The sequence below is a fragment of the Bacillus cereus group sp. BfR-BA-01379 genome, from assembly GCF_022663605.1.
Classification (GTDB): Bacteria; Bacillota; Bacilli; order Bacillales; family Bacillaceae_G; genus Bacillus_A; species Bacillus_A mobilis.
In genome coordinates, this window is sequence record NZ_JAKUFT010000102.1 from 1 (window position 1) to 13,762 (window position 13,762).

Consider the following 13,762-nt stretch of genomic DNA (forward strand, 5'->3'; position numbering starts at 1 on the left):
GGTAGTGGAACCACAAGTGGAAGAAAAGCCAATGCAACAAGTAGTGGCAGAGCAAGTACAAAAGCCAATTTCAAGTACGGAAGTACAAGAGAAAGCATATGTTGTAAATCAAAGAGAGAACGATATGCGAAATGTATTGCAAACACCACCGACATATGCAATTCCGCCATTAACATTGCTATCGATTCCGCAGCAATCGGCGTTGGATAATACGGAATGGTTGGATGAACAGAAAGAATTATTAGATACAACGTTTAATAATTTCCATGTTGGCGCACATGTTATTAATGTATCGCAAGGTCCAGCAGTCACTCGTTTTGAAGTACAGCCAGACCCAGGTGTGAAAGTAAATAAAATTACAAATTTAAGTGATGATATTAAGTTAAGTTTAGCAGCGAAAGATATTCGTATTGAAGCACCGATTCCAGGGAAGAGTGCAATTGGAATCGAAGTTCCAAATAAAGAAAGTAAGCCAGTATTTCTACGTGAAATTTTAAGAAGTCCTGTGTTTACAAAGAGCGAATCGCCGCTTACAGTTGCGCTAGGACTTGATATTTCAGGTGATCCAATTGTAACGGATATTCGAAAAATGCCACATGGACTTATTGCGGGTGCAACAGGTTCGGGTAAAAGTGTGTGTATTAACGCAATTTTAACGAGCATTTTATATAAAGCGAAACCGCATGAAGTGAAGTTAATGTTAATCGATCCGAAGATGGTTGAGCTTGCACCATACAATTCTGTTCCACATCTTGTCGCACCTGTTATTACGGATGTAAAAGCAGCGACAGCGGCTTTAAAGTGGGCAGTTGAAGAAATGGAGCGTCGTTATGAATTGTTTGCGCACGCTGGTGCTCGTGATTTAACTCGTTACAATACGATTGTAAGTGGGCGAGAAATTCCAGGAGAGACATTACCTTATATCGTTATTGTCATTGACGAGTTAGCCGACTTAATGATGGTAGCACCTGGTGATGTTGAGGAAGCGATTTGTCGTATTGCGCAAAAAGCACGTGCTTGTGGTATTCATTTATTAGTAGCGACACAGCGTCCGTCTGTAGATGTTATTACAGGTTTAATTAAGTCAAACATTCCAACGCGTATTGCGTTTACTGTATCATCTCAAGTTGATTCGCGTACGATTATCGATATTGGTGGCGCGGAGAAATTACTTGGCCGTGGTGATATGTTATTCTTAGGGAACGGTACATCTAAGCCTGTTCGTGTACAAGGTGTATATGTATCGGATGATGAGATTGAAAAGACAGTTGATCATGTGAAAAAGCAAATGAAGCCGAATTACTTATTTAAGCAAGAGGATTTATTAGCGAAAACAGAACAGGCTGAGTCGGAAGATGAATTATTCTTTGAAGCATGTCAATTTGTTGTAGAACAAGGGGGAGCGTCCACATCTTCTGTACAGCGAAAATTCCGCATCGGTTATAATCGCGCGGCACGTCTCATTGAAGAGATGGAATCGCAAGGAATTATTTCTGAAGCAAGAGGAACGAAGCCAAGAGATGTCCTTATTTCTGAGGATGAATTCGCTGCTATGCAGGAAACAAATGTATAGTAAACGGTTTTGCTGTATACTAAGAGAAAATGTTGGATAGTAAAGTAGGGAGTAAAGCGACATGAAAGAAATTGAATTAAAATTAAAAGGTGAAATAAATAGACTAACAAATAGAACATTTAAATTTGACGAACGTGTTGGAGAAGGTTGGTTCTCTGCCGTTTACTTTTTAAAGACTAGAGAAATCATTGAAGAATTTCGCCCGAAAAGTGTTGTAACGATGCAATTTTTCCAAAAGGAAAATGCAGTTCTTTGCGGAACAGATGAAGTAATTGCATTGCTACAAACATTCGCTAAGAATCCTGAGGAACTTGAAATTAACTCTTTAAAAGATGGCGATAATATTAGTCCGTTTGAAACAGTGTTAACAATTCATGGGCCTTATGAAAATTTCGGATTTTTAGAAGGTGTTATTGATGGGATTTTAGCTCGTCGTACATCAGTTGCGACAAATGTATATAACGTTGTCCAAGCTGCGCGTAGCGTAGATAAAGAAAAACCAGTTATTTTCATGGGAGACCGTGACGATCATTATACACAACAAGCTGGTGACGGTTATGCAGCATACATCGGAGGTATGAGCGCACAGGCGACGCATGCGATGAATGAATGGTGGGGCAGAAGTGGTATGGGGACGATGCCTCACGCATTAATTCAAATGTTTAATGGTGATGTTGTGGAAGCGGCAAAAGCATATCATAAGAAATTCCCAGAAGATGAATTAGTTGTATTAATTGATTACAACAATGATGTCATTACAGATGCACTTCGCGTAGCGCGTGAATTTGGATCAACGTTAAAAGGTGTACGTGTAGATACGTCGCGCACGATGATTGATCAATACTTCATTCGTCACCCAGAAGTACTTGGAACATTCGATCCACGTGGTGTAAACCCATCGCTTGTATTCGCACTTCGTAAAGCACTTGATGAAGAAGGATTCCAGCATGTAGACATCGTTGTAACTGGTGGATTTGATGAGAAGCGTATTCGTGAATTTGAAGCTCAAAACGTACCTGTTGATATATACGGAGTAGGAAGTAGCTTATTAAAAATGAATATTGGCTTTACTGGTGATAACGTAGAATTAAATGGAAAACCAGAAGCGAAAGCTGGTCGTAAATATCGTCCAAACCCACGTTTAGAGCGTGTTCAATTAGAAAAAAGAGAAGATATGTAAAAGAGAGAAAAACTGATAGGTGATTGACCCTATCAGTTTTTCTGTTATCATAGTATAGCGGCTTCTTTTTTGCTATAATGGATTTGTTATGGACATAAAAAAAGAAGTACGTACGAGTTTATCCTGATAAGTGAAGGGAAGAATAACTTCACTACATCAAAAATGTATGATGATTACCAAAATAAGAAAAGATTCATATACTGTCTTATAGATAGGCCGTTGTATTAGTTCGAAATGTTGGAGGTTCTTTAAGATGACAGTTTACCATTTTGTAGGAATTAAAGGAACAGGAATGAGTTCATTAGCTCAAATTCTTCATGACATGAAGCATACTGTTCAAGGGTCTGATTATGAAAAGCGTTTCTTTACACAAACAGCGTTGGAAAAGCGCAATATCTCGATCCTTCCTTTTGATAAAAATAATGTAAAAGAAGGACAAGTGATTATTGCAGGAAATGCATTTCCTGATACGCATGAAGAAATTGTAGCAGCAAAAGAATTAAACATCCCAGTACATCGTTACCATCACTTCTTAGGCGACCTTATGAACCAATACACAAGTGTTGCTGTAACTGGTGCACATGGAAAAACATCAACAACTGGTTTGTTAGCCCATGTAATGCAAGGTGCACACCCTACATCTTACCTTATTGGAGATGGAACAGGGCATGGGGTAGAAAATAGTAAGTATTTTGTATTTGAAGCTTGTGAGTATCGTCGTCATTTCTTGTCTTACAATCCAGACTATGCGATTATGACAAATATTGATTTTGATCATCCAGATTATTTCACAGATATCAATGATGTATTCAGTGCATTCCAAGAGATGGCATTGCAAGTGAAAAAAGGCATTATTGCATGTGGAGATGATGAAGAACTTCAAAAAATTCAAGCGAAAGTACCTGTTATTTTCTATGGATTTGGAGAAGATAATGATTTCCAAGCACGTAACATTCAAAAGAGAACAGATGGTACTATTTTCGATGTATTCGTTCGTAATACGTACTATGACACGTTCAAAATTACAGGATACGGCAACCACAGCGTATTAAATGCATTAGCAGTAATCGCGCTTTGCCATTATGAAAACGTTGATGTAGAAGCAGTTAAGCATCAGCTAACAACTTTTGAAGGCGTAAAACGTCGCTTTAATGAAAAGCCAATGGGAGAGCAAGTTATTATCGATGACTACGCACACCATCCGACAGAAATTAATGCAACGATTGAAGCAGCTCGTCAAAAACATCCAGAGCGTGAAGTTGTCGCTGTATTCCAGCCGCATACATTCTCACGTACAGAAAAGTTCTTAGATGAGTTCGCTGAAAGCCTAAGCAAAGCTGACCAAGTATACTTATGTGATATTTTCGGATCAGCACGCGAAAACAAAGGTGAATTAACAATCGAAGATCTGCAAAAGCGTATTGACGGTGCAGAACTAATTACAGATACAACAACGGATGTATTAAAGAAACATAAAAACGGCGTTCTAATTTTCATGGGCGCAGGCGATATCCAAAAATTCGAAGCAGCTTACGTAAAAGAGGTTCAAGTTGCAGAGAAGTAATAGAAAAGACGCATAGCTGTGGCTGTGCGTCTTTTTGCTGTGTTCAATATATTTTAAAAAGCGTTGATATGTTGGTATTGTACATTCTTTTTGTATAGTTGTTTTAATAAGAAGATATATAGTGAACTAAAAAGTACGTATCCAATTAAATAATAGAATGAAAACATATCGAATTGTTTTGTTATTATAATTCGAATCGCGAAAAATGCAAATGGAAGTGCGATTAAAACGCTAGTACTAAAGGAAATCATTGTTTTTAAAAATTTTAATTGCTTTGTATTCCAATGGTTTTCTCTACAGATGAACCAAATGTTGCTCGCGATAAAGGCTAATAAAAATGGTAAATTAGCTGAAATATTGATAAAACCTAGTGCAATAGGCATTGATAAAGCACCGAGTGGAGCAATTGAGAATCCAGTAAAGTATTTGATAAATGTATTTGTAGATTGCTGTGCATTTTGAATAACATCTGTATATTCTACTGCGATTTCCTGTGCTAATTCTTTTGGAGGAAGAAATTCTTCAATTACTTGTGAAGGAATGCGCGCTAATGGTATCCCTTCACTTTCTTTACATAATGCATTTTCATATAAATCGGATTTGATTTCTAGCACATGTTGTTCTCTTGCTGACGCAGGTAAGTTCATTAAACCTTTATGAAGATCGTGTAAGAAAGAATTAATGAGTTCATTTGAAAAGAATTGTTCTTTGTTCATTTTTTATCCTCTCCTTTAGCTAGTAACATTAGAGCATGATACACTGCATCATAATCATGTAAGCGACTATTTAAAATTTCTCTCCCTTCGTCTGTAATTCGATAGTATTTTCTTTTTGGACCATCACCGGACTCTTCCCAATAGGAAACAGCCCAATTGTTTTTCGTGATTCGGTTTAATATAGGGTAAATCGAACCATTTGGGATATGAAACACAGGAATATCTTGTAATGCACTTGTAATTTCGTATCCGTACATAGGTTGTTTACTTATTAAGGACAAAATAGCGAGATCAAAAACACCTTTACGTAATTGAATTATAAAATTATCATTTTTTTCCATACTGTAACTATATATGATTCATATCTAGATATCAATCATATATAGTAGTTGTTCATATATAAAATTTAAAAGAAAGTGTGAATATTTAACAATTTACATCTGTAAGTGTTAGAATAATAAGAAAACTAAAGGGAGCTAAAAAACATGTTCACACTTCGAGTAGACGATGAAATCGAATTACAGTTATTAGAGAAGCATCATAAAGAGGAACTATATCAATTAATAAACCAAAACCGTAGTCATTTACGAAGATGGCTTCCTTGGGTGGATGGGATGAAATCTGCTGGTGCGTATGATGAGATTTGTCCGATGTGGTTAAAGAAGTTTGCAGAGGGAGACGGTTTTGAAAGTGGCATACGTTATAAAGGAAAGCTCGTTGGGATGGTAGGCATTCATCCGGTAAGTTGGGGGAAGAAAGCGGCGAGTCTCGGATATTACCTTGCAGAAGATGCTGGCGGGAAAGGCATTATGACGCGTAGTGTGAAGGCTGTACTTCACTATGCATTTGATAATTTAAAATTAAATAAAATGGAAATTAGATGCGGTGTTGAAAATGTGAAAAGCCGTGCTATTCCAGAGCGTTTAGGATTTAAGTTAGATGGTATTTTAAGAGATGATGAATGGCTATATGATCATTTCCATGATATCGCTGTATATAGTTTACTAGCTTCAGAATGGAAGGAGATTCGATGAACGAGAAGATACGCATTATTCCGTATGAAAGTGCGTTTCAAGATGAAGTAGTAGATCTTATCGTTTATATTCAGCAAAAAGAGTACAATGTTCCCATTACGAAAGAAGAGCAGCCAGACTTACTTGAAATAGAAACGTTCTATCAGAGAGATTATGGAAACTTTTGGGTTGCAACTTATGATGGGAAAGTAGTTGGAACAGTAGCTTTATTAGATATTGGGAACGGTCAAGTAGCACTAAGGAAAATGTTCGTGAAACAAGAATTTCGCGGAAAAGAGTGGGGTGCATCACATAAGTTGCTCCAAACAGCAATTTCGTGGGCTGAGAATAAAAAGCTGAAAGATATTTACTTAGGAACGACAGTGAAGTTTTTAGCCGCGCATCGCTTTTATGAAAAGAATGGTTTTGAAAGTGTTGATATAGAAGATTTGCCAAAAAGTTTTCCAGTGTTACAGGTGGATAAGAAATTTTATAGATATATTGTTTAAGAAGGTCATTCCGAAATGGCCTTTTTTTATGAACTAAAATGGAAAAAGTGGTATAATTTAGGTTAGGGGGTGCGTGTATGAACATTCCGATTCAAAGAAGTAAGTCGGTAGTCATTTTCGTTTGTCTCACGTTAGTTTTTATGTTCGTATATCCACTTGTCATGCTTTTCGCAAATAAAGAGCAGTGGATGTCAGCGTTAATTGGAATGGGTTTATGCTTCCTAGTAAATGTACCACTCGTTTGGGAAGTATTTATTAAAAAGCATAAAGTAGAAAATGGTGTATTAAAGTACGGCATTTTAAATGATGATGTTGTATTAAAAGATATTAGAGTTGTTCGTCAAGTTGGAAAGTATCTTGAAATTACGACGAACGCATATAAAGTACATATGGTTGCGATGCCGCAACATATGAATGAATTCTTGGCGCTTATCGAGAAAGAAAATCCACATGTGAAAATAGAAATGGTAGGTAAGAAATGAAGTATGTAAAACCTTTGTTTTGTTTGGAAATTTTACTTGTGTTTGCTATTTGCACTAGAGTATATATGAAATGGGATCTGCCCTTATATGAACCGATATTAATAGGTACTATTGCAGTGGCGCTTTTATATTATTTCCATTTTCAGCAAACAAAAAGCGAGAAAAGTAGTTCTATATAGTACAGGAGGATTAGAAATGAAAAAAGTCCTTACGTTATTTTTATTTCTGCTAACCGCATCCTTTCTTGTAATAGGGTGTAGTGCGAAGAAGGAAAAGGCTGATATGAACTTTGAAAAGGCACAAAAGATTGAGATTGAATCACTTACAGATTCAAATGATAAAAAAGTAATGACCGATAAGAAAGAAATTGAAAAGCTGTTTGAAGTCATGAAAATGGATAAGTGGGAAATGCAATCGGCTCCTTTAGATACTCCGCAAGGGAAAACATTTAAAATGTATCAAGAAGATACACCAAAATTATCAGAGTCGAGTAAAGATAAAAAGGAATTACATGAAATTGGTACAATGACAGTTTATAAAGATGTCCCTTATGTCGAAGTTGAAATGAAAAATAAGAAGATGAGTTTTAAAGTGCCAGAAGATGTGGCGAAAGATTTATTAAAGTATTAATAGAAAAACGCTCGGAGAAAATTCCGAGCGTTTTTATTATTATTTTAAGTTCTCTGGGTTTAAAGCTTCTAGTTCAGATACAACGAAGCGTCCGTCTTTACGGATTAGTACGTCGTCGAAGTAAATTTCGCCGCCGCCGTATTCAGGGCGCTGGATGCATACTAAATCCCAGTGAATGTTCGAGTTGTTGCCATTCCATGCATCGTCGTAAGCTTGTCCAGGAGTGAAGTGGAAGCTGCCATCGATTTTTTCATCGAATAGGATATCTCCCATTGGATGTAAGATGTATGGGTTTACGCCGATTGCGAACTCACCAACGAAGCGCGCGCCTTCGTCTGTATCGAAGATTTTGTTAATGCGCTCTGTATCGTTTGCAGTTGCTTCGACGATTTGACCGTTCTCAAATTTAAGTTGTACATTTTCAAATGTATAACCGTTGTAAGGAGATGGTGTGTTGTAAGAAACTGTACCGTTAACAGAATCGCGAACTGGTGCAGAATATACTTCACCGTCTGGAATATTTAAATGACCTGAGCATTTAATAGCTGGAATGTCTTTAATAGAGAATGTTAAGTCAGTTCCAGGGCCAGTTAAGTGAACTTTATCTGTTTTATTCATTAATGTAACAAGGCTATCCATTGCCTTATCCATTTTACCGTAGTCTAAGTTACAAACTTCGAAGTAGAAGTCTTCGAAAGCTTCTGTGCTCATTTTAGCAAGTTGCGCCATAGAAGCATTTGGGTAGCGAAGAACAACCCAGCGCGTTTTCGGAACGCGGATGTCTCTATGAACTTTCTTACCAACTGTTTGACCGTGAATTTGCATTCTTTCACTTGGTACGTCAGCTTGTTCGTTAATGTTATCGCCAGAGCGAAGACCGATATAAGCGTCCATATCTTTCATTACGCTTGCTTCATATGCAGCGATTTGTTCGAAGTGTTCTTCAGTAGCACCCATTAATAAAGAGCGATCTACTTGATGATCTTTTAAAGAAACGAATGGGAAACCACCAGCTGCATATGCTTCTTTTACAAGTGCAGTTACAAGTTCTTTTTGTAAGCCAAAGTTTTCAATTAATACTTTTTCGCCTTTTTGTAAGCGAATAGAGTAGTTAATTAAATTGTATGCTAACTTTTCAATGCGTGGATCTTTCATATGTAAAGCCTCCCTACTAATTATGTATCCTCTCCTATTGTAACCTACTTAGTGGAATTTGTTGAATCATTTATGTTAAAGTTAACGAATAAGTATGAAAATTCTAATGAAAAGATAAGGATTAGAACGAAACGGAAAATGATTGTATAATAGGAGAAAGTATGAAAAAGATAAAGGAAGTGATGAAATGCAAGTTCTTTTATATGTAAGTGCGGCTATTATCGCGGTTGCTTTCGCTGTATTAGTAGTGTATGTATGCAGAACGTTGTTATCGGTTCAAAAGACGTTAGAAAACGTTGCGAGCACGTTAGAAGGTTTAGAAAAACAAATGCAAGGGATTAGCGTAGAGACGGAGCAATTATTACATAAAACAAATGCGTTAGCTGATGACATTCAACAGAAGTCACAATCATTAAATAAAGTAGTATCGGGTGTAGATGGAATTGGAACGACAATCCATTCTTTAAATACGAAACTTCGTAATGTATCAGAGTCTGTTACAGACGAAATTGAAAACAATGCAGATAAAGTAGCGCAAGTTGTACAGTGGAGCAGCGCAGCAATTGAAGTATACAATCATTATCGTGCGACAAGACAAGAGAAAAAGGTTGAAAAAGAAGAGCGTAAATTAGAAAGACTTGAGAAAAAAGCTGAAAAGAAAGAGAAGCGCTCTAGACTTCGTATGAGAGGTGAATCGTGATGAATATGACAAAAGTTGAAACAATTGAAGAGCTTGAAGTATTAGTAGAAAAAAACGAACCTTATGTTCTTTTTAAACATAGTACGACATGCCCGATTAGTCATGGTGCATATACAGAATTTCAAGCGTATTGTAGTGAAGAAAGAGCAGTACCAGCGTATTACTTATACGTACAAGATGCGAGAGATGTTTCGAATCGTGTTGCAGAACAGTACAGCATTAAACATGAATCTCCGCAAGTGTTATACATAAAAGATGGGATGGTAATATGGAATACGTCTCATTGGAACATTAAAAAAGACGCTTTAGAAGAAAATATTAAGTAAAAAGAAGCAAGCTAAAGGTGCTTGCTTCTTTTTTTGTTTTTGTTGAAATATATTTAATGGTACACTGTTAATAGTTCAAATTAAATAACTAGATTGTTGAAAGTAGGTTTTAAGTAATGAAGAAAATGGCATTATCCTTCGCGGTCGTAAGTTTATTACTAGGAGCTTGTAGTAATAATACGATTAGTAAGAAGGATGAAGTTATACAAAAGGATACGAAAGAAAAGAGTATGATTCCGAGAACTGCTGTTTCTAAAGATTATTATAGAACTGTAATTCCTTTAAAAGAACAAAAGGTTATAAATACAGCTAATATAAAAACAAATTCTAAATTAGATTTAGCAGAGTATGAAAATGGTTTAATAAATATTGCAAAAGAACAATTTGATACAGAAAATCATGTACTGCAATTAAATCAATATATTCCAGAGAAGTTAATTGATGAGCTAGTCGCGAAAGTAGAAGCGCCAGTTTTGACCAATATTATAGAACAAGACTATTTCGGGAAGCAGAATTCAAATGAATTAAGTTTATCTGGTGTGGTGATTGGGTTAGCGATGTCTTCAAGTGTATCGAATGAAGAAGCAATGTCTAAGGGTGCTGAAGTTGCCAAGCAACTTACTGAAGCGATTAATAAAAATGACAAGTATAATAAATCTCCAATTACGTTTGCTATCTTTAAGCAAGAAAATACAAGTTCTTTAAAAAATGGTACGTATATTGCTAGTGCTACTGTTCAAAAGAATGATACGAACCTTGGAAATTGGGGCATGATCGATGAACAAGCGTTTTCATATCCTTCTGATGAATTTAAACAAGCACATGGAGAAGATAATACAAAAATCACTGAGTTTGCTAAGGCAATGAAAGATTTTTCTCCGGCAGATTTTATCCCAGTCAATGCTAAAGTTTCTTATAAGAAAAATCAAATGGATACATTGAATATGAATATTGTTATTAAATATAATGGTAAAACAGAATTAATGGCTCTTACTCAACTGGCCGCTCAAAGTATGTTAGAAAAATTACCTAAAGATGCAAAAGTACAATTGCAGATCAAGTCCGAGAGTAAAATCGAGGCGATTATTATAAAAGAGAAAAACAGCGATAAACCGTTTGTTTCCTTCTTGTAAAAAAAGACAGTGTTTACACTGTCTTTTTTTACTTGTAAGTGAAAATGTACGATGGGAAAGAGCGCGTCATATTTCCGCTGTGCCAATTGTAAAGGAAGAAATATAGTTACCCTGTCGTTCTTTATATAATGCATTCTACAGGGCGCCACGCACCTCCAGATTTAGTACATCAAATGACTATCATTGTTGGTTTCTGTCGGTAAGTCGATATATTAAAAAAATCGCCGATATAATTGGAGTTGTGATCGATATATTTGGAAAATCGCTGATATATTTCGAGTTGCAGTCGATATATTCGAAAAATCGCTGATATAAATTTCATTTACTATCGTACTGCTTAAAATAAGGTTCCTCCGTATGAAATATCTATATTTTTACAAAAAATGCCCTTTTTTTCATAAAAAATACGAAAATACGAGAAAAGAAGCGAATTTTTTCGAAACTTTTGCGGGAAAATATTGTATGAGCCTGCGTTTTTATCGTATCATTAGTAAAAGGAAGAACTCGGGACGATTGGTGGCATCTGCAAATAGAGTTGATGTCTTTTTTTCATTCAAGTAACCGATACATAAAAATAGATAAAAAAATAGAAGGAGTGTGCGATGAGATGAACGTAACAATCTATGATGTAGCGCGCGAAGCGAACGTTTCAATGGCTACCGTATCACGCGTTGTGAACGGTAACCCAAATGTAAAGCCTACAACAAGAAAGAAAGTATTAGAAGCAATTGATCGTTTAGGATACCGCCCAAATGCGGTAGCACGTGGACTAGCAAGTAAGAAGACAACTACAGTAGGTGTTATTATTCCTGATATCTCAAATACGTTTTATGCAGAACTTGCTCGTGGAATTGAAGATATCGCAACAATGTACAAATATAACATCATTTTAAGTAACTCTGACCAAAACAAAGAGAAAGAGTTCCATTTATTAAATACGATGCTTGGAAAACAAGTGGACGGAATTGTTTTCATGGGTGAAGATATTACAGACATTCACATTGAAGAATTCAAAAAGTCTCCAGTACCAATCGTATTAGCAGCTTCATTTGATGAGCAAAATGAAACGCCATCAGTAAATATTGATTATACACAAGCAGCTTACGACGCAATGAAGCACTTTATTGAGCAAGGACATAAGCGTATCGGTTTCGTCTCTGGTCCTTTCATTGATAAAGCGGGAAGCGCGAAGAAGTTACAAGGTTATAAAAAAGCTCTAGAAGAAGCAGGTATTTCATATGATGAAAATCTTATAATCGATGGAGATTACACATATGATTCAGGTATCGAAGCATTCGAAAAGCTTTGGAGCCTTGATGGGAAGCCAACAGCAATCTTCGTATCTTCTGACGAAATGGCGCTAGGTGTAATCCATGCAGCACAAGACGCTGGGTTAAACGTACCAACTGATGTAGAAGTACTTGGTTTCGATAATACACGTCTTGCATTAATGGTTCGTCCACAACTTTCAACAGTTGTACAACCAATGTATGATATCGGTGCAGTAGCAATGCGTCTATTAACAAAGTACATGAACAAAGAAAAAGTGGAAGATCACACTGTTATCTTACCTCACCGTATCCAATTTAGAGATTCAACGAAGTAAGTATAAAAAAGCTCACAGCAATTGCTGTGAGCTTTTATTCGTATTCGGGATAGTATTTTTGTACGACTGTATCTACCGTTTCATTTTTCTTAACGTGTAAAAATCTTGCGTATAATTCTTTTCCAGTTTCAAATGGTGTATCGTCTAATTCAAACACATGCAACACTTTTCGGAATGTCCATTTCACTTGCTCATCATACATGTTATCGTACGTATCCTCAGATTGCATAGCGATTTTTTCACCTAGTTTGTGTGCTTCTTCTAAACTGTTTGCTTTAACGAGAATAATACTTTCTTCAAAAAGTGTATCGTGATTTTCTTCATAATGCTCATCCATTTTCGTAGGATCAGGCTCACCAGAATGAACAGATTCAAATAACAATTTTACAGCGTACATATTATGATGCATGTTTCACTCTATAAATAATACTTGCGACAAGCGAAGCAGGTATTGTAAATACGTTACTTTGATAGTGATAGTGTATTTGGGATTCTTCATAAGACATGTTGTCATATAGTTCATTTTGTGACATGTTCATTTTTTTCTGTTTTGTCTTGAGCATGTTAATATAGTTATACTGTATTGGGACGAGAATGATGAAATAGGCTAATACGATTAGTGAAATCCAAATCATTATGAACACTCCCTTGTAAAGAATATTTGTATATGGTAATTATATCAAATTATATGAATTATACCCATTTTTTTCTAGCGATCCATTTCCTTTCCAAAATGCAAAAAGTTCTTCAGGACTTCGTAAATTATGTTCAAGGCATGTTTGTGCAGTCCGTTTAAAACTTTGTATGAAATGTTCTAACCTAGAAGGATCGTATTGTTTCACATCGCCAGCAATAATAGTTTCATCCTTGTCTAAGTTAAGTGATATTTTTAGCAAAGTTATATTTGTTTCTAGTTGTACAACTTCGATATAAAAAACTTTTCGTCTAAGTCGATTGTAATATAATCGAATCGCTCTACTTGTTTAAAGTATCCTACAATATCATCTTCCAATTGAAATCCTCCCTAGTATATAGTTTATCGGTGACTTCGCTACAAAATAGTATTAATCCTTGTTATATGTCACATAAGTGCAAATTTAGCTATTATAGGGCAATGTCATGTATAATAGAAAGAAAAGGCTTGTGAGGGGGGAGAAGAGATGATCGTTCTTTGG

General features: G+C 36.0%; 17 protein-coding genes and 1 pseudogene. 12 read left to right on the forward strand and 6 right to left on the reverse strand.

Features of this window, described 5'->3' with window-relative positions; all coding sequences use genetic code 11:
* The 3 genes from MR113_RS24895 to murC all read left to right on the forward strand — a co-directional run.
* Nucleotides 1–1,573: DNA translocase FtsK (locus tag MR113_RS24895; RefSeq protein ID WP_242257225.1), on the forward strand; the 1,573-nt coding region annotated here is incomplete at its 5' end.
* Between the two features lie 61 nt (nucleotides 1,574–1,634).
* Nucleotides 1,635–2,753, forward strand: a complete 1,119-nt coding sequence (locus MR113_RS24900) for a nicotinate phosphoribosyltransferase (RefSeq protein ID WP_000658380.1) — start codon at nucleotides 1,635–1,637, stop codon at nucleotides 2,751–2,753.
* A 253-nt stretch (nucleotides 2,754–3,006) separates the two neighbouring features.
* Nucleotides 3,007–4,317 (forward strand): UDP-N-acetylmuramate--L-alanine ligase, encoded by a 1,311-nt coding sequence (gene murC / locus MR113_RS24905; protein ID WP_098344517.1) that lies wholly within the window; start codon nucleotides 3,007–3,009, stop codon nucleotides 4,315–4,317.
* A gap of 53 nt (nucleotides 4,318–4,370) precedes the next feature.
* On the opposite strand, the gene MR113_RS24910 is transcribed toward murC, so the two are convergent.
* Nucleotides 4,371–5,033, reverse strand: a complete 663-nt coding sequence (locus MR113_RS24910; RefSeq protein ID WP_242257226.1) for an HAAS signaling domain-containing protein — start codon at nucleotides 5,031–5,033, stop codon at nucleotides 4,371–4,373.
* Complete coding sequence (locus MR113_RS24915) at nucleotides 5,030–5,374, reverse strand: PadR family transcriptional regulator (protein WP_000414140.1); 345 nt, start codon at nucleotides 5,372–5,374, stop codon at nucleotides 5,030–5,032. Before MR113_RS24915 ends, MR113_RS24910 begins: the two co-directional genes overlap by 4 nt.
* Before the next feature lie 144 nt (nucleotides 5,375–5,518).
* On the opposite strand from MR113_RS24915, the gene MR113_RS24920 reads away from it, so the two are divergent.
* The 5 genes from MR113_RS24920 to MR113_RS24940 all read left to right on the forward strand — a co-directional run bounded on the left by MR113_RS24920 (nucleotide 5,519) and on the right by MR113_RS24940 (nucleotide 7,667).
* Nucleotides 5,519–6,067, forward strand: a complete 549-nt coding sequence (locus MR113_RS24920) for a GNAT family N-acetyltransferase (protein WP_242257227.1) — start codon at nucleotides 5,519–5,521, stop codon at nucleotides 6,065–6,067.
* On the forward strand, nucleotides 6,064–6,555 hold the full coding sequence (locus MR113_RS24925) for a GNAT family N-acetyltransferase (RefSeq protein WP_242257228.1): 492 nt from the start codon (nucleotides 6,064–6,066) through the stop codon (nucleotides 6,553–6,555). The genes MR113_RS24920 and MR113_RS24925 overlap by 4 nt, the downstream gene beginning before the upstream one ends.
* A gap of 77 nt (nucleotides 6,556–6,632) precedes the next feature.
* On the forward strand, nucleotides 6,633–7,037 hold the full coding sequence (locus MR113_RS24930) for a PH domain-containing protein (RefSeq protein ID WP_048544500.1): 405 nt from the start codon (nucleotides 6,633–6,635) through the stop codon (nucleotides 7,035–7,037).
* On the forward strand, nucleotides 7,034–7,216 hold the full coding sequence (locus MR113_RS24935; protein ID WP_061680487.1) for a hypothetical protein: 183 nt from the start codon (nucleotides 7,034–7,036) through the stop codon (nucleotides 7,214–7,216). Before MR113_RS24930 ends, MR113_RS24935 begins: the two co-directional genes overlap by 4 nt.
* A 16-nt stretch (nucleotides 7,217–7,232) precedes the next feature.
* Nucleotides 7,233–7,667, forward strand: a complete 435-nt coding sequence (locus MR113_RS24940; protein ID WP_242257229.1) for a hypothetical protein — start codon at nucleotides 7,233–7,235, stop codon at nucleotides 7,665–7,667.
* 39 nt (nucleotides 7,668–7,706) lie between these two features.
* On the opposite strand, the gene MR113_RS24945 is transcribed toward MR113_RS24940, so the two are convergent.
* Nucleotides 7,707–8,822, reverse strand: coding sequence for an aminopeptidase (locus tag MR113_RS24945; RefSeq protein WP_064449023.1), 1,116 nt, complete (start codon nucleotides 8,820–8,822; stop codon nucleotides 7,707–7,709).
* A gap of 187 nt (nucleotides 8,823–9,009) precedes the next feature.
* Here MR113_RS24945 and MR113_RS24950 point away from each other — a divergent pair, with 187 nt between their 5' ends.
* From MR113_RS24950 to ccpA, 4 genes are all read left to right on the forward strand, one after another.
* Nucleotides 9,010–9,522: a DUF948 domain-containing protein gene (locus MR113_RS24950; protein WP_001197726.1), complete on the forward strand. Its 513-nt coding sequence runs from the start codon at nucleotides 9,010–9,012 to the stop codon at nucleotides 9,520–9,522.
* Entirely contained in the window at nucleotides 9,522–9,848 is a 327-nt protein-coding gene (gene ytxJ, locus MR113_RS24955; RefSeq protein WP_242257230.1) for a bacillithiol system redox-active protein YtxJ, read from the forward strand. Before MR113_RS24950 ends, ytxJ begins: the two co-directional genes overlap by 1 nt.
* A 116-nt stretch (nucleotides 9,849–9,964) precedes the next feature.
* A complete protein-coding gene (locus MR113_RS24960) occupies nucleotides 9,965–10,981 on the forward strand; it encodes a CamS family sex pheromone protein (RefSeq protein WP_242257231.1) in 1,017 nt (338 codons plus the stop codon).
* A 607-nt stretch (nucleotides 10,982–11,588) separates the two neighbouring features.
* Entirely contained in the window at nucleotides 11,589–12,587 is a 999-nt protein-coding gene (gene ccpA, locus MR113_RS24965; RefSeq protein WP_242257232.1) for a catabolite control protein A, read from the forward strand.
* Nucleotides 12,588–12,621: 34 nt separating this feature from the next.
* Here ccpA and MR113_RS24970 read toward each other — a convergent pair whose 3' ends face one another.
* From MR113_RS24970 to dhp61, 3 genes and pseudogenes are all read right to left on the reverse strand, one after another.
* A complete protein-coding gene (locus MR113_RS24970; RefSeq protein WP_242257234.1) occupies nucleotides 12,622–12,984 on the reverse strand; it encodes a DUF4288 domain-containing protein in 363 nt (120 codons plus the stop codon).
* 1 nt (nucleotide 12,985) lies between these two features.
* Nucleotides 12,986–13,222, reverse strand: coding sequence for a DUF3949 domain-containing protein (locus MR113_RS24975; RefSeq protein ID WP_242257233.1), 237 nt, complete (start codon nucleotides 13,220–13,222; stop codon nucleotides 12,986–12,988).
* A gap of 39 nt (nucleotides 13,223–13,261) precedes the next feature.
* A pseudogene (dhp61, locus tag MR113_RS24980) lies at nucleotides 13,262–13,599 on the reverse strand (protein Dhp61).
* Nucleotides 13,600–13,762 lie beyond the last annotated feature (163 nt).

Excerpts from the sequence above, each read along its gene's own strand:
- ytxJ (WP_242257230.1), top strand. The coding sequence starts at position 9,522 with ATGAATATGACAAAAGTTGAAACAATTGAAGAGCTTGAAGTATTAGTA.
- MR113_RS24975 (WP_242257233.1), bottom strand. The coding sequence starts at position 13,222 with ATGATTTGGATTTCACTAATCGTATTAGCCTATTTCATCATTCTCGTC.
- murC (WP_098344517.1), top strand. The coding sequence starts at position 3,007 with ATGACAGTTTACCATTTTGTAGGAATTAAAGGAACAGGAATGAGTTCA.
- MR113_RS24900 (WP_000658380.1), top strand. The coding sequence starts at position 1,635 with ATGAAAGAAATTGAATTAAAATTAAAAGGTGAAATAAATAGACTAACA.
- MR113_RS24925 (WP_242257228.1), top strand. The coding sequence starts at position 6,064 with ATGAACGAGAAGATACGCATTATTCCGTATGAAAGTGCGTTTCAAGAT.
- MR113_RS24970 (WP_242257234.1), bottom strand. The coding sequence starts at position 12,984 with ATGTACGCTGTAAAATTGTTATTTGAATCTGTTCATTCTGGTGAGCCT.
- MR113_RS24935 (WP_061680487.1), top strand. The coding sequence starts at position 7,034 with ATGAAGTATGTAAAACCTTTGTTTTGTTTGGAAATTTTACTTGTGTTT.
- MR113_RS24950 (WP_001197726.1), top strand. The coding sequence starts at position 9,010 with ATGCAAGTTCTTTTATATGTAAGTGCGGCTATTATCGCGGTTGCTTTC.
- MR113_RS24960 (WP_242257231.1), top strand. The coding sequence starts at position 9,965 with ATGAAGAAAATGGCATTATCCTTCGCGGTCGTAAGTTTATTACTAGGA.
- MR113_RS24915 (WP_000414140.1), bottom strand. The coding sequence starts at position 5,374 with ATGGAAAAAAATGATAATTTTATAATTCAATTACGTAAAGGTGTTTTT.
- MR113_RS24940 (WP_242257229.1), top strand. The coding sequence starts at position 7,233 with ATGAAAAAAGTCCTTACGTTATTTTTATTTCTGCTAACCGCATCCTTT.
- ccpA (WP_242257232.1), top strand. The coding sequence starts at position 11,589 with ATGAACGTAACAATCTATGATGTAGCGCGCGAAGCGAACGTTTCAATG.
- MR113_RS24920 (WP_242257227.1), top strand. The coding sequence starts at position 5,519 with ATGTTCACACTTCGAGTAGACGATGAAATCGAATTACAGTTATTAGAG.
- MR113_RS24910 (WP_242257226.1), bottom strand. The coding sequence starts at position 5,033 with ATGAACAAAGAACAATTCTTTTCAAATGAACTCATTAATTCTTTCTTA.
- MR113_RS24930 (WP_048544500.1), top strand. The coding sequence starts at position 6,633 with ATGAACATTCCGATTCAAAGAAGTAAGTCGGTAGTCATTTTCGTTTGT.
- MR113_RS24945 (WP_064449023.1), bottom strand. The coding sequence starts at position 8,822 with ATGAAAGATCCACGCATTGAAAAGTTAGCATACAATTTAATTAACTAC.